The following is a 17,320-nucleotide window of genomic DNA, read 5'->3' on the forward strand; positions in this document are numbered from 1 at the left end:
TTTTTTTCGGCTGCGCTTTGCTGGAGCCGGGCTTTTCCTTCGGTGCGATTGCCGATGGCGGCGCTTTTGTCCAGGCACAAAAAAACCGCCCGAAGGCGGTTTTCTCGTTCGCTGACAGCGCACCCGTTACAAACGGCAGATGGCCGGGGCCATCCGTGCGGTTGCCTAAGTGGATTAGGCGGCGGGGGCTGCCAGGGCCTTGACCTTGGCGGACAGGCGGCTCTTGTCGCGAGCGGCCTTGTTCTTGTGGAAGATGCCCTTGTCGGCGATCGTGTCCAGAACGGATTGGGCTGCGGCAAACAGTTCGGTTGCCTTGGCCTTGTCGCCAGCCAGAACGGCCTTCTCGACCTTCTTGACGGCGGTGCGGTACTTGGAACGCAGCGAAGTGTTGGCTGCGTTGAGCTTGACGTCCTGGCGGGCGCGCTTGCGGCCGGATGCCAGGCGGGGGTTCTTCTTTACGGGCTTGGATGCCATGATATGTATTCCTAGTGTCTGAGGATGTTGTCGGCGAAGCGCGGGATTATAGCATGCAGTACCTCCAGGGCCTGTGGGCCCCAGGCCGCGCAATCGGGCCTGTTGCAACGGAGTGCAAGAGCCGTCCGGCCCGCCCGGGCACGCAGCTCCGATGGCCGTGCCAGCGCATACACTCCCCACGGTGTCACTGTTCAAAGCCGCCTCCACCGTTTCCCTGCTGACGCTGGCCTCCCGTATCACCGGGCTGGTGCGCGATCTGCTCATGGCCTCCATGTTCGGAGCCAATGCGCTGACCGATGCGTTCAATGTCGCGTTCAGGATTCCCAATCTCTTCCGGCGGCTGTTCGCCGAAGGCGCCTTCAGCCAGGCCTTTGTGCCGGTGCTGGCCGCCAGCAAGGCCAAGGAGGGGGAGGAGGCCACGCGCAGGCTGATCTCCCATGTGGCCACGCTGCTGTTCTGGGTGCTGCTCGTGACCTGCGTGCTGGGCGTGGTCGGCGCGCCGCTGCTGGTCTGGCTGCTGGCCAGCGGCCTGCGCCAGTCGCCCGAAGGCTATGACGCAGCCGTGCTGATGACGCGCTGGATGTTCCCCTACATCGGCTTCATGTCGCTGGTGGCGCTGTCGTCCGGCGTGCTCAATACCTGGCGGCGCTTTGCCGTCTCGGCCGCCACGCCCGTGCTGCTGAACCTGGCCATGATTGCCGCCGCCTTCTGGGGTGCACCCTGGCTGCAGGCGCGCGGCATAGAGCCCATCTATGCCATGGCCGGCGGTGTGATGCTGGGCGGCGTGCTGCAGCTGGCGGTACAGCTGCCGGCGCTGGCAGGCCTGGGCCTGCTGCCCCGCATCGGGTTTTCTCCAGCCGCCTTGCGCCAGGCCTGGCAAGAGGCCGGCGTGCGCCGCATCCTCAGGCTGATGGCGCCGGCGCTGCTGGGCGTGGGCGTGGCCCAGGTCTCGCTGATGATCAACACCCAGATCGCCTCCTATCTGCAGCCGGGCAGCGTGACCTGGCTGTTCTATGCCGACCGGCTCATGGAATTTCCGACGGCGCTGCTGGGCGTGGCGCTGGGCGTGGTGCTCACGCCCCAGCTGGCCGCGGCCAAGGCGGCCGACGACTCGGAGCGCTACTCGGCCATGCTGGACTGGGGGCTGCGCCTGGTGGTGCTGTTTTCCGTGCCCTGCGCGGTGGGGCTGCTCACTTTCGCCGAGCCGCTCGTGGCCACGCTGTTCCACCGTGGCGCGCTGCAGGACAGCGATGTGGGCCAGATCGCGCTGGCGCTGGTGGGCTACGGCGCCGGCCTGGTGGGCCTGGTGGCCATCAAGGTGCTGGCGCCCGGCTACTACGCAAGCCAGGACATCCGCACGCCCGTCAAGATCGCCATCGTGGTGCTGATCATCACCCAGCTGCTCAACCTGGTGCTGGTGCCCTTCATGGCGCATACGGGTCTGGCGCTGTCCATCGGCCTGGCGGCCCTGGTCAATGCGGGCTGGCTGCTGTGGGGGCTGCTGCGCCGAGGCGTCTACCGTCCCAAGCCCGGCTGGGGGCGGCTGGCCTTGCAGGTGATTGCGGCCAGCAGTCTGCTGGCCGTGCTGCTGACCTGGGGAAGCCAGCATTTCGACTGGATTGCGCTGCGTGCCAACGGATGGCAGCGCGTGGGCCTGCTTGCCGGCCTGATGGCGGCCTCGGCCCTGCTGTACTTTGGCGCGCTGTGGGCAGCCGGGCTCAAGCTGCGGGCACTGCTGCGGCGCTAGCCCGAACCCGCATAATTGCAGGCCTGGGCGCTGCAAATTCACAAGGCATCATGAGCTGGAGCTACGACGACACGCCAACGGCCCTGCAATACTTTGCAGCGCTGGTGCAAAGCGATGAACACCTGCCGCTGATGGAGGCGGCAATCAGCATCGCCCAGGATGCCGTGCCCGATCTCGACCTGCAGGCGGCCAGCGCCGAACTGGACCGGCTGCAGGTGCGCCTGGTCCAGCGCCTGGCCGGCGAAACCGATCCGCTGCAGTGCCTGCGCGGACTCAACCAGTTCTTCTACGGCGAGCTGGGCTTTGGCGGCAATCTCAACGACTACTACGACCCCGCCAACAGCTACATCCACCATGTGCTGCAGACGCGGCGCGGCATTCCCATCAGTGTGGCGCTGATCTGGCTGGAGCTGGCTGCGGCCATCGATCTGCCGGCGCAGGGCGTGAGCTTTCCCGGCCATTTCCTGGTCAAGATGCGCCTGCCCCAGGGGCAGGTGGTGATGGACCCGTTGAGTGGCGAGTCCTTTTCTGCCAACAGCCTGGCCGAGCGGCTGGAGCCCTTCTGGCAGAGCGCGGGCCTGTCGGCCGAAGAGGCCGCTCCGCTGGGCATGTACCTGCAGGGCGCCTCGCCGCGCGACGTTCTGGAGCGCATGCTGCGCAACCTGCAGGAAATCCACCATGCCCGGCGCGACTGGCCGCTGCTGGTGGCCGTGCTCAACCGGCTGGCCGTGCTGCGGCCCGACATGCCCGAGATCCTGCGGGACCGGGGGCTGGCCTATGCGCAATGGGGGGTGACCGAGCGTGCGCTTGAAGACCTGGAGCGCTTCCTGCAGTCCCAGCAGGGCGCGCAGGCCGTGGCCGTGCGCGAGGTGATCCGGCGGCTGAGAGGGCTGTAGCCGCCCGCGCGTGGGCTGATCAGACCAGCCGGACGGCTTCCAGCTCTTTCTTGAGATAGGCGTAGAACAGCGGAGCCGCCACCAGGCCTGCAGGGCCGAACACCGATTCGGCCACGAACATCACCGCCAGCAGCTCCCATACGCCCATGTGCGTGCGCTGGCCCACGACCTTGGCGTTGATCACGTACTCGGCCTTGTGGATCAGGATCAGAAAGCCCAGGCAGGCGGCAGCGGCCACAGGGGACACCGACAGGCCCACGATGGTGATCACCGCATTGCACAGCAGGTTGCCCACGATGGGCACCAGGCCTGCGATGAAGGTCAGCGTGATCAGGGCTGGCGTGTAGGGCAGGGTCAGGTTCCAGTGCGGCAGCACGCCCAGAAGGAAGATGGCCGTCAGGAGGGTATTGAAGGCCGCAATCCAGAACTGGGCCGCCACGATCTGGCGGAAGGCCAGTCCCATGAGCCGGATGCGCTCGCGCAGCGCTGCCACCAGGGGCGGGCGGCGCGTGACCATGGGACGCACGGCGGCCAGGGCGCCGATGATCAGGCCCACGTAGGCATAGAGCAGGCCGGTGAGCCAGGCGCGGCCCGCATGGGCCAGGGCGCCGGCCTTGGCGGCCAGGTAGCTGGCCAGCAGGTGCTGGATTTCCTGTGCGCCGTCCGGCAGCTGGTCGGCCATGTCGGCCGGCAGCTTGTCACGCAGCTCCAGCACCGTGTGCGCCAGATAGTCGAGCAGCTCGCGGTACTGCTGTGGCGCGTCGGTGATGTAGGTGCGCGTGTGCGACAGCGCGCCGCTGAGCAGGGCCAGCGGCGCAAGAATGACGATGGTGGCTGCCACCAGTTGCGTCCAGCGCGGCAGCGAGCCGCGCCGGGACTTGGGCTGGGCGCGTGACAGCAGCCCGGCAAGCGCGCGCGTGACCAGAAAGCCCACGCAGACGCACAGCATGCCCGGCAGCAGCCCCTGCCACATGATCAGCAGCAGGGCGCCGGCCATCAGCACATAGCTGGACAGCGTCACGCCGCGCGTGGGCGCGGGCTGCGGGGAGATGATGGGCGAGGGCAGGTGCTGGGTCATGCGCTGCGGGCCCGTGGTCAGCGGACCTCGACAGGCTCGCCCTCGCCGCGTGCGGCGATGCGTCCGATGGTGTGGACCGTCTCGCCCAGCTTCGCGAGCGTAGCGGCCGTGGCTTCGGCAGCCTCGGCGGGCACGACAACGACCATGCCGATGCCGTTGTTGAAGGTGCGGTTCATTTCCACGGCATCGATGCCGGCCGTCTTCTGCAGCCAGGCGAACAGCTCGGTCTGGGGCCAGCTGCCGGCATCCAGGTGGGCGGCCAGGCCTTCGGGCAGCACGCGGGGGATGTTCTCCAGCAGGCCGCCGCCCGTGATGTGGGCCAGCGCCTTGATGGGGTGCTGCTCCAGCGCCGCCAGCACGTTCTTCACGTACAGGCGCGTGGGTTCCATGATGGCCTGCTTGAACGGCTTGCCGTCCAGCGTTTCGGGCAGGCTGCCCTGGCTTTCGGCGCGCTCGATGCACTTGCGCACCAGGGAGAAACCGTTGGAGTGCACGCCGGCCGAGGCCAGTCCCAGCACCACGTCGCCAGCAGCAACGCTCTGGCCCGTGAGGATCTTGGACTTTTCGACGGCGCCGACGGCAAAGCCGGCCAGATCGTATTCGCCGGCCGGGTACATGCCGGGCATTTCGGCGGTTTCACCGCCGATCAGTGCGCAGCCCGACAGCTCGCAGCCGCGCGCAATGCCGCCGACCACGGCAGCGGCCGTGTCCACGTCCAGCTTGCCGCAGGCGAAGTAGTCGAGGAAGAACAGGGGCTCGGCGCCCTGGACCAGCACGTCGTTGACGCTCATGGCCACCAGGTCGATGCCGACGGTGTCGTGCATGTTCCACTCGAAGGCCAGCTTGAGCTTGGTGCCCACGCCGTCGGTGCCCGAGACCAGCACGGGCTCCTTGTAGCGCTTGGGCACCTCGAACAGGGCGCCGAAGCCTCCGATGCCGGCCATCACGCCTTCGCGCATGGTCTTCTTGGCCAGCGGCTTGATGCGCTCGACCAGCGCGTCGCCAGCGACGATGTCGACGCCGGCGTCTTTGTAGGAGATCGGGGTAGAGGAGGGGGCAGAAGAGCTCATGGATGGGTACGGTGCGGTAGGCCCGAGGCCGGGCTGGAACCCCGGGATTCTACGGCGCCGGCCGCCGGCAGGCGCGCGCGCCAGTGGGCTTCGAGGGGGCTTTCGTTGCACAAGCGGGCCGGCTGCCGCCGTGCCGTGCGCCGCGCAGACTAAAATCCCTGTTGCGCCCGGGAACGCCCCGGCGTCGCCCGCCTTGCCGCAGCGCTGCGGCAGGGCGGGCCTGTCTTTGCTATCAACCCAATGCCGTTGCCGATTCCTTTGCCTGCTTTTGCCGCATGGACCCGCCTGGACACAGGAAAGGGGGCGCTGCGCGTATGTCGCAGATGAAGCAGCTGGCTCTGGATATCAGCATGGCGTCGAGCCCGACGCTGTCGCGCTTTTTCGTCGGCCCCAATGCCGCGGTGATCGATCATTTGCGCCATTGGGTGGGCGATGGCCGCATGCAGACGGCCCGCACGCCAGTGCCCACTTATCTTTGGGGCGAATCGGGCTCGGGCAAGACCCATCTGCTCAAGGCCGTGCGCGAGGCCCTGCGCGAGCAGGGTGCCATGGTGGGCTGGATGGATGCCTCCACCCTGTTCCCGCCGCCCTTCGACGAGCGCTGGGCGGCGGTGCTGATGGACGATGTGGACATCTACACTCCGCTGCAGCAGGCGCGGGCCTTCAACTGGTTTGTGAATGCGACGAGCCCGGCCACGGGCTCGCCGCGCTGGGTGCTGGGGGCCGGCCCGCTGCCGCCGGCAGACCTCAAGCTGCGCGAGGATCTGCGCACGCGGCTGGGCTGGGGCCATGTGTTCCAGCTGCAGCTGCTCGACGAAACCGCGCGCCGCGCGGTGCTGCGCCAGGAGGCCGATGCCCGTGGCGTTTTTCTGGGCGACGATGTGATGGACTACATGCTCAAGCGCTTCTCGCGTGACCTGGGCAGCCTGATGCAGCTGCTCGACATGCTCGACGGCTTTGCGCTGCGCAACAAGCGCGCCATCACCATTCCGTTGCTCAAGACGATGCTGGAAACCGAATGAGCCCGCATTTTCTTGTGGGCAGGGACTGCGGGAGCCGGCGGAGCCTGCGTTGCAAGGGCAGCGCGGGACCCATTTTTTTAGGATATGCATGACCTCTGATCAGAAGCAACTCCGGCCCCGGCTGGCGTTGTTCGACCTGGACCACACGCTGCTGCCGCTCGATTCGGACTATGAGTGGGGCGAGTTCACGACGCGCATCGGCTGGACCGATCCGGTCGAGTTCGGCCGCCGCAATGCCGAGTTCTTCGCGCACTACCAGGCGGGCACGCTCGACGTGCACGACTATGTGCGCTTTGCCACCGAGGCCTTCTGCGCCCGTGGCGCGCAGCAGGCCGCCGAGGCGCACGAGCGCTTCATGCGCGAGGTGATCACCCCCGCCATCCGTCCCCAGGCACTGGAGCTGCTGCGCACGCACCAGCAGGCGGGCGACCAGATCATCATCGTCACGGCCACCAACGAGTTCGTGACGCGCCCCATCGCCGCCGCCCTCGGCGTGCAGGAATTGATCGCGGTGGAACTGGAGCGCGACGCGCAGGGCTGGTTCACGGGCGAGATCCGTGGCACGCCCAGCATGCGCGGCGGCAAGGTGCAGCGCATGCAGCAGTGGCTGGATGCGCGCGGCCTGCAGTGGAGCGGCGTGGAGACCTTCTTCTACAGCGACTCCTGGAACGACGTTCCCCTGCTCGAGCGCGTGGACCACCCCGTGGCCACCAACCCCGACACTCGGCTGCGCGCCCTGGCCCAGGAACGTGGCTGGCGCATTCTGGACCTGTTTGGCGAAGCACCATGATCAAGAACATCATCGACAAGCTGCTGGGCAAGGCCTCGGCCGCCCCACGGGCGCGCAAGTCGCCCTTCGGCAAGCGCCAGGAGGTGCCCGTGCAGGTGCACGGCATCGATCCCAACCTGGTGGACCGGCGTGCCCTCGACGTGGTCGAGACGCTGCAGGACGCGGGCTACGAGGCCTACATCGTCGGCGGCGCCGTGCGCGACCTGCTGCTGGGCCTGCGCCCCAAGGACTTCGACGTGGCCACCAATGCCACGCCCGAGCAGGTCAAGGGCCTGTTCCGCCGCGCCTTCATCATCGGCAAGCGCTTTCGCATCGTGCACGTGGTCTATGGCCGCGGGCGCGAGAACGAGGTCATCGAAGTCTCCACCTTCCGCGCCTTCCTGGACAACAGCGCGGCCGAGGCCGTGAGCGGCAACGAGCGCACCAGCAAGGCCCAGCTCGCCGGCATGCACCATGCGGTGGACGCCAGCGGCCGCGTGCTGCGCGACAACGTCTGGGGTCCGCAGGACCAGGATGCCACGCGCCGCGACTTCACGATCAACGCCATGTACTACGACCCGCGCACGCAGATCGTGGTCGACTATCACAAGGGCATTGACGACGCCAAGAAGCGCATGCTGCGCATGATTGGCGACCCGGCCACGCGCTACCGTGAAGATCCGGTGCGCATCATCCGCGCCGTGCGCTTCGCCGCCAAGCTGGCGGGCAAGGGCTTCAAGCTCGAGCCCAAGACGGCCAAGCCCCTGGTGGAGTGCGAGCCGCTGCTGGCCGATGTGCCGCAAAGCCGCCTGTTCGATGAAATGCTCAAGCTGCTGCAGACCGGCCATGCGCTGGCTTCGGTGGAGCAATTGCGCGGCCTGGGCCTGGCGCGCGGCATCTACTCGCTGCTGGATGTGGTGGTCGAGCGTGCCGAGCAGCCCTTCGTGCAGGCCGCGCTGACCGATACCGATCGCCGTGTCGAGGAAGGCAAGCCCGTGGCGCCCAGCTTCCTGCTGGCCTGCGTGCTGTGGCATGACGTGAAGACCGGCTGGGAGCGCCGCCTGAACCAGCGCCAGCACCCGTTCCCCGCGCTGCAGGAATCCATCGACGAAGTGTTCGACCAGCGCATCGGCGATGTCTCGGGCCGCGGCAAGCTGGCCGCCGACATGCGCGAGATCTGGGTCATGCAGCCGCGCTTCGACAAGCGCACGGGCGCCACGCCGTTCAGCCTGGTGGCCCAGCCGCGCTTTCGCGCGGGTTTCGACTTCATGCGGCTGCGCGCCGATATCGGCGAGGTCGAGGAAAGCCTGGCCAGCTGGTGGCAGGAGTTCCAGAATGCCGACGACGCGCGCCGCGACGACCTGATCGCCCAGGCGCGCGACGAGCAGCGCGCCCGCCAGCGCAGCGCCGAACCCAAGGTGCACCGCGTGCCCAAGGTCCGCCAGCCGCGCGATGGCGTGAACCTGGCGGAAGGCGTGCAGCCTGAGGATCCCGCACCGGCACAGGCTGGCAGCGAGGAGGCTGCAGCGCCCAAGAAGCGGCGGCGCCGCCGCCGCAAGCCCCAGGGCGGGGGCGATGGCGGCATGGGCGGCGATGAATGAGCCAGGCCACTGGGTCGCCATCGGCCTGGGCGCCAACCTCGGTGACTGCGGCCAGGCCCTGGGCCAGGCCTTGAAGGCCATCGGCGGCCTGACGGGCACGCGCCTGCTGGCCGTCTCCTCGCTCTACAGCACGGCGCCCATCGATTCCAGCGGTCCCGACTATCTGAACGCCGTGGCCGCTGTGCGCACCACGCTGCAGCCGCTGGCGCTGCTCGATGCGCTGCAGGCCATCGAACTGGCGGCCGGGCGCGAGCGCCCCTACCGCAATGCGCCGCGCACGCTGGACCTGGACATCGAGCTGTGGGGCGACGAGCGCATCGCGCTGCCGCGCCTGAGCGTGCCGCACCCGCGCATGCACGAGCGCGCCTTCGTGCTTGTGCCGCTGGCCGAGATCGCGCCTGAGCGCGTCACGCCCGCGCAGCTGCAGGCCGTGGCGGGGCAGGGCATCTGCCTGGCGCACAAGCCTGGCTGGCATCTCCGGCAAGCCTGAATCCCGACAGGGGCCTGAATGAAAAAGCCGCAGCGCCCTGAGGGCGGCTGCGGCTTTTTGCCAGGCGGGACGCGGTGGATCGGCTCAGTCCACCTTCGCTCCGGAGGCCTTGACGATGGTCTGGTACTTGGCGCGCTCGGCCGCCATGAACCTGTCGAACTCGGCGGGCGTGGAGGACACGGGCTCGGCCATCAGGGTCTCGAAGCGGGTCTTGGTCTCGGGCGCGGCCAGTGCGTCGGCAAAGGCCCGGCTCAGCTTGTCCAGCACGGGCTTGGGCGTGCCGGCCGGGGCGACCAGGCCCCACCAGGTATCGATGGCAAAGCCGGGGAAGGTCTTGGACAGCGCGGGCACGCCGGGCAGCAGCGTGGTGGGGTTCAGCGAGGTCACGGCCAACGCCTTGAGCTTGCCCGAGCGGATATTAGGCGCAGCGGCAGCCAGGTTGTCGATGTTGAAGTCCACCTCGCCCGACAGCAGGGCCAGCTGGGCCGGGTTGGCGCCACGGTAGGGCACGTGCAGGGCGAAGATGCCGGCTTTTTGCTTGAGCATTTCGCCGGCCAGGTGGCCTGCGCTGCCGTTGCCGCCGCTGCCGTAGTTGAGCTTGCCGGGGTGGGACTTGGCGTAGGCGATCAGGTCGGCCACGCTGTGGATCTTGAGCTGCTCGGCACGGGCCGCATTCATCACCAGCACGTTGGGCACGCGCACCATCTGGGTGATGCCCGCGAAGTCCTTGCCCGCGTCGTAGGGCATCTTGGTGTACAGCCAGGGATTGACGGCATGGGTGGCCGTGGCGGCCAAGCCGATGGTCATGCCGTCCGGCGTGGCGCGGGCAATGGCGTCGGCGCCGATGTTGCCGCCGGCGCCGGCCTTGTTGTCGATGATCACCACCCCCAGGGAGTCACGCACCCGCTCGGCCAGCGCGCGCGCGGTGATGTCCAGCGGACCGCCGGGCGCATAGGGCACGATCAGGCGGATGGGCTCTTGCGCCAGGGCAAGCGGGGAGGCCAGGGCAGCAGCGGCCGCCATGACCGAGAGAAGGCTGTTTCTACGGTTCATAGGGGCGCTATTGTGCAAAAAAATTGCGACACCTGGCTGCGCGCAGGTATGGGAAGCAGTTTTTCTGCGTATTGCTTGATCCGTGCCACCTTCTGCGCACTCAGGAAGCCTTGTCGGCCTCGGAGGTGAACGCGTCCGCGTAGAACTCTTCCGCCGGCAGGCCGCGTTGCTCCACATAGGCATGGCGTGCCGAATCGACCACGATGGGTGCACCGCAGGCATAGACCTGATGGCCGGACAAGTTGGCAAAGTCGTCCAGCACGGCCTGGTGCACGAAGCCCGTGCGGCCGGTCCAGCCGTCTTCCGGCAGCGCCTCGGAGACCACGGGCACATAGCACAGCTGGGGCATGGCCTCGGCCTGCTCGCGCACCCAGGCGTCGAGGTAGAGGTCCTCGGGCCGGCGTCCTCCCCAGTACAGGGTGACGGAGCGGGTGATGCCCTTGTGGCGGATGTGCTCCAGCAGCGCCTTGATGGGGGCGAAGCCCGTTCCCGAAGCCAGGAAGATGAGGGGCTTGTCGCTGTCCTCGCGCAGGAAGAAGCTGCCGAACGGGCCCTCCACGCGCAGGATTTCCTTTTCCTTCATGGCGCCGAACACGTGGTCGGTGAACTTGCCGCCCGGCATGTGGCGGATGTGCAGCTCCAGCCCCGGTGCCGTGTCCTGCACATGGGGGGCCGTGGCCATGGAGTAGGCGCGGCGGGCGCCGTCGCGCAGGATGAATTCCACGTACTGGCCTGCGTGGTAGCGGAACTTGTCTGCAGCGGGCAGCTGCAGGCGCACCTGCATCACGTCGTGCGACTTCTTCTCCAGCGTGGCCACGCGCACGGGCATCTTCTTGATCGGGAAGGCGCTGGCATCGGTCACCTGGCGCGACTCCAGCACCACCGAGGTGCTGGGCGTGGCGCAGCAGGTCAGCACATAGCCGTCGGCCTCTTCCTGGGCGGTCAACGCTTTTTCCGAGTGGGCGCCATGGGTGACCTCGCCGAGCAGCTTCTTGCACTTGCAGGAGCCGCAGGCACCGTCCTTGCAGCCATAGGGCAGGCCCACGCCGCAGCGGATGGCGGCGGCCAGGATGGTCTCGCTGCCCTGCGTGGCGAAGGCGCGGCCGCTGGGCTGTACGGTGATTTCGTGGGAAGCGTTGGCTATCTCGGTCATGTTCTCGGTATCCTCGGGGGCGCTGGCGGCGCGTGGAGCGCGCCGGCGATCTTCTTTCCCGGACGGACATGCCGCTGCCGCGACCGGCGGCGCGCGGGTGGCCGCCCTCGCAACAGGCCAGGATTTTGCCCTCAAACCAAAACCCATTGGGCGCGCTGCCGGCGCGCTTTCGACGCGAACGCGTGCTCATCGTCGGCTGCGGCGACGTGGGGCTGCGCGTGGCTGGTGCATTGGCGGGCGCGCCCGTCGCCCGTTCGGGTGCCGCACGACGGGGCCCGCGCGTGCTGGCCCTGACGCGTGGCGCCGAGCGCCTGCAGGATCTGCGCGGGCGCGGCATCACGCCGCTGCTGGGCGATCTGGACGCGCCTGCCACGCTGCGCCGTCTGGCCGGCCTGGCCACGCGCGTCGTCCACCTGGCGCCGCCGCCCAATCCGCCTGCCGGCGAAGATGGCTGGTGGCTGGACCCGCGCACCACGGCTTTGCTGCGCGTGCTGCGCCTTCGCGGCCGGCCGGCCAGCCTGGTCTATGGCTCGACCTCCGGCGTCTATGGGAACTGCGAGGGCGCCTGGATCGACGAAAGCCGCCCGCCCGCACCGGCCACGGCGCGTGCCCAGCGCCGCGTGAACGCCGAGCGAGCCGTGCGCTTTGCCGGGCGCGGCGGCCTGCGCGCCAGCATTCTGCGCATCCCGGGCATCTATGCGCCGGACCGGGAAAACGGCACGCCGCGCGGGCGCCTGCTGCGAGGGACCCCCCTGCTGTGCGCCGCAGAGGATGTCTATACCAACCACATCCATGCCGACGACCTGGCCCGCGCCTGCGTGCGGGCGCTGTGGCTCGGCCGGCCGCAGCGCATCTACCACGCCAGCGACGATACGCAGCTGCGCATGGGCGACTACTTCGACCTTGCGGCCGATCTCTATGGACTGCCGCGCCCCGCACGCATCACGCGCGAGCAGGCGCAGCGCGAGCTGCCGGCCAGCCTGCTGAGCTTCATGGGGGAGTCACGCCGCCTGCGCAACCAGCGCCTGAAGGAGGAGCTGGGCCTGAGATTGCGCTACCCGACCGTGGAGCAGGGGCTGCGCGCCTGAATCAGCGCGGGTGGATGCCGCCGTTGGTGTCGTAGCAGCGGAACACGTTGCAGTGCGAGATGGGGGCCGAAGGCGGCAGCGGCTGCGGCGGCACGGGGCGCCCTATGATCCACGGCCGGTTGATGGCGTTGGGCTGCAATGCGCGCGATTGCTGCAGCTGTTCATAGGCCTTGGGGCCCAGGCAGGCCATCTCCATCTGCTGCTGGGCGGCCTGGCTGCGCGGGCCCCAGGTGGCGGGATCGGGATTGGCCTCGGCCAGGATGGTGTCCAGGCGGCGGCGCGCCTGCTGGCAGGCCGGGGAGTCGCCGCCGTCGCGCTGGGCCGAGTTCTCGCGCTCGCGCCGGCTGCGTGCCTCGCGCTCTTGCTGCTGGGCACGCGTGCGGCGCTCGGCCTCTTCGCGGGCCAGTTGCTGGTTCTTGCGCTCTATGGCGGCGGCGGACTGCGCGCGCTCGCGCTCCAGCTCTTCGGGGCTGGGGGCTTCCTGCACCTGCACGCGGTTTTCGCCGTCCTTGCAACTGCTGTTGGTGTAGGTGACGCGGCCGGTCTTGGCGTCCGTGCAGCGGATGACCTGGGCCGAGGCCGGGCCTGCGGTGAGCGCCAGCACCAGCGGTACAAACATCGGTACAAGCGCCGCCAGCGCCCAGCGCGCGGCCGCCGATGAACGGCGGCCGGTGTGGCCAAGGTCTTGGGTGCGGTGCATGGCGGTTTCCTTTCCCATCACAAGCGGCACAAGGATGTGGTGTATTGCCGATTATGGTGCGGCGCCCAGGGGCTGGAAATGCCGCCGGTCAGCCGTTCAGCGCCAGTGGCGCGGATCCTGGGTGGGGTAGGGGTTGCCGCCGCCCTGGCTTTCACGCTGCATGCGCTCGATGGCGCGTTGCTGCTGCTCGCGGTCACGCTGCTGCTGCTCCCGGTCCCGTTGCTGGCGTTCGCGCTCGCGCTGCTGCTGGCCCTGGTCGCGTTCGCGCTCCCGCTGCTGGCGCTCGGCTTCGCGGCGCTGCTGCTCCTGCATGCGCTCGCGCAACTGGCGGTCACGGTCCTGGGCCTGGCGGTCACGGTCCCGGTCGCGCTCTCGCATTTCACGCTCGCGTTGTTGGCGGTCACGCCAGGCATCGCGGTTGCGTTCCTGCTGGATGCGCTCGCGCTCGTATTGCAGGCGCTCACGTTCGCGCTGCAGGCGCTGGCGCTCGTACCAGCCGTTGTCCGGATAGGCGGGCTGCGTGGGATACGAGGGGTAGACGACGCCGCCCGACGGATAGCTGGGATAGGACGGGTAGCTGGGATAGCTGGGGTAGCCGGAGCCCATGTCCGAATAGCCATCGGGCGGCACGGCGCAGGCGGTGACCAGGGCTGCAAGGCCAAGGCCGGCCAGCAGGCGCAGGGGGCGCAGGCCAGGCTGCGGGCGCTGCTGCGTGGGGGAGGCGTTGGTTCGGGTCATGGTGTGGTGTCCGGGCAAAGGCGTGTTTCCTGTCTGGATCTCTTCATATGACGTTTGACAGGCCTCAATGGTTGACCTGGATCGTCCTGGCGAGGCAACGACGGCGACAGCGGAGCTTCTATTTTGATAGCAATTGGTCCATGTGCTGTAGGTGCTTCCAGATGAAATCCGCAGGCACAGCGCGCAATGGCTGCGGTCGCCCCGATCGCCGCAATGGCATCTGCGCGGGACTAGAATGGCCGCTGTCTTTGGCGGCGCGCAGTCCGTGCGCCGCAAAGCAGCGTTCTCAGGGCGGGGTGAAATTCCCCACCGGCGGTATCTGGATCTGTCTTTCGGCATGTGTCCGGCAGCCCGCGAGCGCCCGGCTAGCCGCAAGGCCGGCCGGGGTCAGCAGATCTGGTGAGATGCCAGAGCCGACGGTCACAGTCCGGATGAAAGAGATCGCGCAGCACCTGCATGGCAGGCGCCATGCCCATGGTTGTCCCATGGGCTGTGCCGCGCCATGCGGCGCCATGGCGCGCGCCCTGATTCATTTGTCTCATCTCGAAAGAGCACCATGAATCAGACTCCTGTCTCCTTGAACTTCTCCGCACACGGCACGGCCTCGGGCACGCCGTGGAAGGCCGTCGCGGGCCGCAGCCGCGTGGCCGTGATCTGCGCGAGCTGGCATACCGATGTCGTGCACCAGGCGCGCGACTCCATGGCGGCCGAGCTGCAGGCCCAGGGTGTGGCCGCGCAGAACATCAGCCACTTCAACGTGCCCGGCGCCTTCGAGATCCCGCTGCTGGCCAAGAAGCTGGCCGACAGCGGCCGTTTCGACGCGGTCATCGCCTGCGCGCTGGTGGTCAACGGCGGCATCTATCGCCACGAGTTCGTGTCCTCGGCCGTGATCGACGGCCTGATGCGCGTGCAGCTCGATACCGAAGTGCCCGTGTTCTCGGCCGTGCTCACGCCGCGCGACTTCCACGAGCACGGCGACCATGTGGAGTTCTTCCGTGCCCACTTCGTGAAGAAGGGCGTGGAAGTGGCGCATGCCTGCCTGGCGGCGCTGGACCAGCTGGCGCAGGTACAGGCACTGGGCCAGGCGCGCGCGGCCTGAGCCGGCCAGCCTCCCAGCACAGCTTTGGTTGGGGATGGATTCTCGTAAACACTGAGTTGGGGCCGAGTGTCGCGGTCCCGTCACGCGGCGTGACGCGCCATTGCCAAGCCGCGATGACGGGAATAACGTGACGGCCTGTTTCAACTGAGGAGTGCGCGATGAAGATGTCCCGGAAGTTGTGTATTGCGGCCGTCGTGGCCGGCATGGGTGGCGTGGCCATGGCCCAGGAGCAGGTGATCCGCATCGGCCACATCGGCCCCGTGTCCGGACCCCAGGCCAATTTCGGCAAGGACAACGAGAACGGCGTGCGCATGGCCATTGACGACCTCAATGCCAAGGGCATGGAGATCGCCGGCAAGAAGGTCAAGTTCCAGCTGGTGGCCGAAGACGATGTGGCCGATCCCAAGCAGGGCACGGCCGCTTCGCAGAAGCTGTGCGACGACAAGGTCGCTGGCGCCGTGGCCTTCCTCAACTCGGGCGTGGCCATCCCCTCGTCCAAGGTCTTCCAGGACTGCGGCATTCCCATGATCACGGGCGCGGCCACCAACCCCGACCTGACCAAGCCCGGCTGGAACACCACCTACCGCGTGATTGCCAATGACAACGCGCTGGGCGCGGCGCTGGCCAAGTACGCGGCCGAAACGCTCAAGCTCAAGACCGTAGCCATCATCGATGACCGCACGGCCTACGGCCAGGGCCTGGCCAATGTGTTCAAGAAGGATGCGGAAAAGCTGGGCGTGAAGGTCGTGGCCTCGGAGTTCACGAACGACAAGGCCACGGACTTCATGGCCATCCTGACCTCGATCAAGGCCAAGAAGCCCGAAGGCATCTTCTACGGCGGCATGTATGGCCAGGCCGGCCCCATGCTGCGCCAGATGGCCCAGTTGGGCATGAACGATGCCAAGTACTTCGGCGGCGACGGCCTGTGCGTGCCCGAGCTGGCCAAGGTGGCCGCCGGCGCCAAGCCGCTGGACAACGTGATCTGCGCCGACGGCGGCGCCTCGCTGGCCAAGATGCCTGGCGGCACGGAATGGAAGAAGCGCTACGACGCCAAGTACCCCGGTCAGTTCCAGGTCTACAGCCCGTACTTCTACGACGCCACCATGATGCTGGCCGACGCCATGAAGCGCGCCAACTCCTGGGACCCCAAGGTCTACATCCCCTTCCTGCAGAAGGCCGACTACTCGGGCGTGACCTCCAAGATCGCTTTCGAGAAGAACGGCGAGATGAAGAACCCTTCGTACACGCTGAGCGTGTTCAAGAACGGCCAGAAGACGGCCCTCGACTGAGAGCCTGTCCTTCCTTCGTTTTCATGCCCGCCTTGTGCGGGCTTTTTTTATCGGCCCGGGACCTCGGCCGGGGCCTGCGCCGGCGCATCGACCACGCCGGGCAACTGCGCCAGATAGGCCTGCAGCGCGGCAATGGCCTGGCGCACCTTGGCGGGCTGGGCCTGGCGCTGCGGGGTGACGGCCCAGATGTCCAGGCCGCCGAAGTCCCAGTCGGGCAGCAGGCGCACCAGGCGTCCTTCGGCCACCGCGTCGGCAACGTCCATGCTGCCCAGCAGGGCCAGGCCCAGGCCGGCCTCGCACATCTGCTGGAGGGACAGTTGGTTGTTGCTGGCCACATGGGGCTGCACCTGCAGGCTGTAGGTCTCGCCCGTGGCCGGGTGGCGTGCCTCGGCCCGCAGGGCCTGGCCCTGGCCTTCGCGCGCAAGGCCCAGCCAGCGCGCGCTGGCCAGCGGTGCCGGGTGGCGCCAGGCCGCGCCGCCGCCGTGCTCCTGTATCCATGCGGGCGAGGCGCACAGCCAGTTGCGCATGGCGCCCAGGCGCCGGGCTGCCCAGCCGGAGTCGGCCAGACGGCCAAAGCGCAGCGCCAGGTCGATGCGGCTTTGGATGAGGTCGATGGGCGCATCGTCCACATCCAGGTGCAGGCGCAGTGCCGGATGCCGGGCCAGCCAGCTGCCCAGGGCTGGCGCGATATGGCGCGCAAAGCCCACGGTGGCTGACAGGCGCAGTTCGCCGCCGGGCTCGTCGCGCGCGGCGGCCAGCTCGGCCCGCGCCTGGCTGGCGGCCTGTGCCATGGCGGCGCACTGCTGGTAGTAGCGCTCGCCCGTGTCGGTGAGGGCGATCTGCCGGGTGGAGCGGTGCAGCAGGGTGACGCCGCCGTCGCGCTCGAGCTGGCGCACCTGCTGGCTCACGGCCGAGGGGCTCATGCCCAGGGCGCGCGCGGCGGCGCTCATCGATCCGTGCTGCACCACGGCGGCGAAAACGGCCATGCGTTTGTAGTCGTCCATGGGCTGTATTGTGAAGTGGTGCTTCAAGCTGTTGGTGAAAACTGCTGTC

At 68.3% G+C, this 17,320-nt stretch carries 17 protein-coding genes and 1 riboswitch; of the genes, 9 read left to right on the forward strand and 8 right to left on the reverse strand.

Going from position 1 to position 17,320, the window contains the following annotated elements; genetic code table 11:
* Positions 1-174: 174 nt before the first annotated feature.
* Entirely contained in the window at positions 175-474 is a 300-nt protein-coding gene (rpsT, locus tag PO605_RS01225; protein WP_442855555.1) for a 30S ribosomal protein S20, read from the reverse strand.
* A 181-nt stretch (positions 475-655) separates the two neighbouring features.
* On the opposite strand from rpsT, the gene murJ reads away from it, so the two are divergent.
* Complete coding sequence (murJ, locus tag PO605_RS01230) at positions 656-2,221, forward strand: murein biosynthesis integral membrane protein MurJ (RefSeq protein ID WP_016452589.1); 1,566 nt, start codon at positions 656-658, stop codon at positions 2,219-2,221.
* Positions 2,222-2,271: 50 nt separating this feature from the next.
* Entirely contained in the window at positions 2,272-3,117 is an 846-nt protein-coding gene (locus PO605_RS01235; protein WP_016448980.1) for a SirB1 family protein, read from the forward strand.
* Between the two features lie 19 nt (positions 3,118-3,136).
* On the opposite strand, the gene PO605_RS01240 is transcribed toward PO605_RS01235, so the two are convergent.
* Positions 3,137-4,195 (reverse strand): AI-2E family transporter, encoded by a 1,059-nt coding sequence (locus PO605_RS01240; protein WP_047474006.1) that lies wholly within the window; start codon positions 4,193-4,195, stop codon positions 3,137-3,139.
* Positions 4,196-4,212: 17 nt separating this feature from the next.
* Positions 4,213-5,265, reverse strand: a complete 1,053-nt coding sequence (gene purM / locus PO605_RS01245; RefSeq protein ID WP_016452588.1) for a phosphoribosylformylglycinamidine cyclo-ligase — start codon at positions 5,263-5,265, stop codon at positions 4,213-4,215.
* 323 nt (positions 5,266-5,588) lie between these two features.
* Between purM and hda the strand changes: the two genes are divergently transcribed.
* From hda to folK, 4 genes are all read left to right on the forward strand, one after another.
* Positions 5,589-6,287: a DnaA regulatory inactivator Hda gene (gene hda, locus PO605_RS01250; protein WP_026062235.1), complete on the forward strand. Its 699-nt coding sequence runs from the start codon at positions 5,589-5,591 to the stop codon at positions 6,285-6,287.
* Positions 6,288-6,375: 88 nt separating this feature from the next.
* Positions 6,376-7,077 carry an HAD family hydrolase gene (locus PO605_RS01255; protein ID WP_016448977.1) on the forward strand — a complete coding sequence of 234 codons (702 nt, stop codon included), beginning with the start codon at positions 6,376-6,378 and terminating at the stop codon, positions 7,075-7,077.
* Entirely contained in the window at positions 7,074-8,657 is a 1,584-nt protein-coding gene (gene pcnB / locus PO605_RS01260; protein ID WP_046986637.1) for a polynucleotide adenylyltransferase PcnB, read from the forward strand. The genes PO605_RS01255 and pcnB overlap by 4 nt, the downstream gene beginning before the upstream one ends.
* Positions 8,632-9,147, forward strand: a complete 516-nt coding sequence (gene folK / locus PO605_RS01265) for a 2-amino-4-hydroxy-6-hydroxymethyldihydropteridine diphosphokinase (protein WP_034365366.1) — start codon at positions 8,632-8,634, stop codon at positions 9,145-9,147. Before pcnB ends, folK begins: the two co-directional genes overlap by 26 nt.
* Positions 9,148-9,231: 84 nt before the next feature.
* Here folK and PO605_RS01270 read toward each other — a convergent pair whose 3' ends face one another.
* Both PO605_RS01270 and PO605_RS01275 read right to left on the reverse strand, forming a co-directional pair.
* Positions 9,232-10,200: a Bug family tripartite tricarboxylate transporter substrate binding protein gene (locus PO605_RS01270; protein ID WP_047475281.1), complete on the reverse strand. Its 969-nt coding sequence runs from the start codon at positions 10,198-10,200 to the stop codon at positions 9,232-9,234.
* Positions 10,201-10,300: 100 nt separating this feature from the next.
* The gene (locus PO605_RS01275; protein ID WP_047475282.1) at positions 10,301-11,353 is read right to left on the reverse strand and encodes a CDP-6-deoxy-delta-3,4-glucoseen reductase; all 1,053 of its coding nucleotides are present in this window, start codon (positions 11,351-11,353) and stop codon (positions 10,301-10,303) included.
* A 68-nt stretch (positions 11,354-11,421) separates the two neighbouring features.
* Between PO605_RS01275 and PO605_RS01280 the strand changes: the two genes are divergently transcribed.
* Positions 11,422-12,441, forward strand: coding sequence for an SDR family oxidoreductase (locus PO605_RS01280; RefSeq protein WP_016448972.1), 1,020 nt, complete (start codon positions 11,422-11,424; stop codon positions 12,439-12,441).
* A gap of 1 nt (position 12,442) precedes the next feature.
* On the opposite strand, the gene PO605_RS01285 is transcribed toward PO605_RS01280, so the two are convergent.
* Positions 12,443-13,141: a DUF4124 domain-containing protein gene (locus tag PO605_RS01285; protein ID WP_070080583.1), complete on the reverse strand. Its 699-nt coding sequence runs from the start codon at positions 13,139-13,141 to the stop codon at positions 12,443-12,445.
* A gap of 96 nt (positions 13,142-13,237) precedes the next feature.
* Positions 13,238-13,879: a hypothetical protein gene (locus tag PO605_RS01290; RefSeq protein ID WP_016448970.1), complete on the reverse strand. Its 642-nt coding sequence runs from the start codon at positions 13,877-13,879 to the stop codon at positions 13,238-13,240.
* A gap of 278 nt (positions 13,880-14,157) precedes the next feature.
* A riboswitch (FMN riboswitch) is annotated at positions 14,158-14,326 on the forward strand.
* Positions 14,327-14,435: 109 nt separating this feature from the next.
* Between PO605_RS01290 and PO605_RS01295 the strand changes: the two genes are divergently transcribed.
* Together PO605_RS01295 and PO605_RS01300 are read left to right on the forward strand one after the other, a co-directional pair.
* A complete protein-coding gene (locus PO605_RS01295; RefSeq protein WP_016448969.1) occupies positions 14,436-14,978 on the forward strand; it encodes a 6,7-dimethyl-8-ribityllumazine synthase in 543 nt (180 codons plus the stop codon).
* Positions 14,979-15,136: 158 nt separating this feature from the next.
* Positions 15,137-16,267 carry a branched-chain amino acid ABC transporter substrate-binding protein gene (locus PO605_RS01300; RefSeq protein WP_016448968.1) on the forward strand — a complete coding sequence of 377 codons (1,131 nt, stop codon included), beginning with the start codon at positions 15,137-15,139 and terminating at the stop codon, positions 16,265-16,267.
* Between the two features lie 47 nt (positions 16,268-16,314).
* On the opposite strand, the gene PO605_RS01305 is transcribed toward PO605_RS01300, so the two are convergent.
* Positions 16,315-17,271, reverse strand: a complete 957-nt coding sequence (locus tag PO605_RS01305) for a LysR family transcriptional regulator (protein ID WP_016448967.1) — start codon at positions 17,269-17,271, stop codon at positions 16,315-16,317.
* Positions 17,272-17,320: the final 49 nt, after the last annotated feature.

It is taken from the genome of Delftia sp. DT-2 (genome assembly GCF_028401915.1).
Taxonomy (GTDB): domain Bacteria; phylum Pseudomonadota; class Gammaproteobacteria; order Burkholderiales; family Burkholderiaceae_C; genus Comamonas; species Comamonas tsuruhatensis.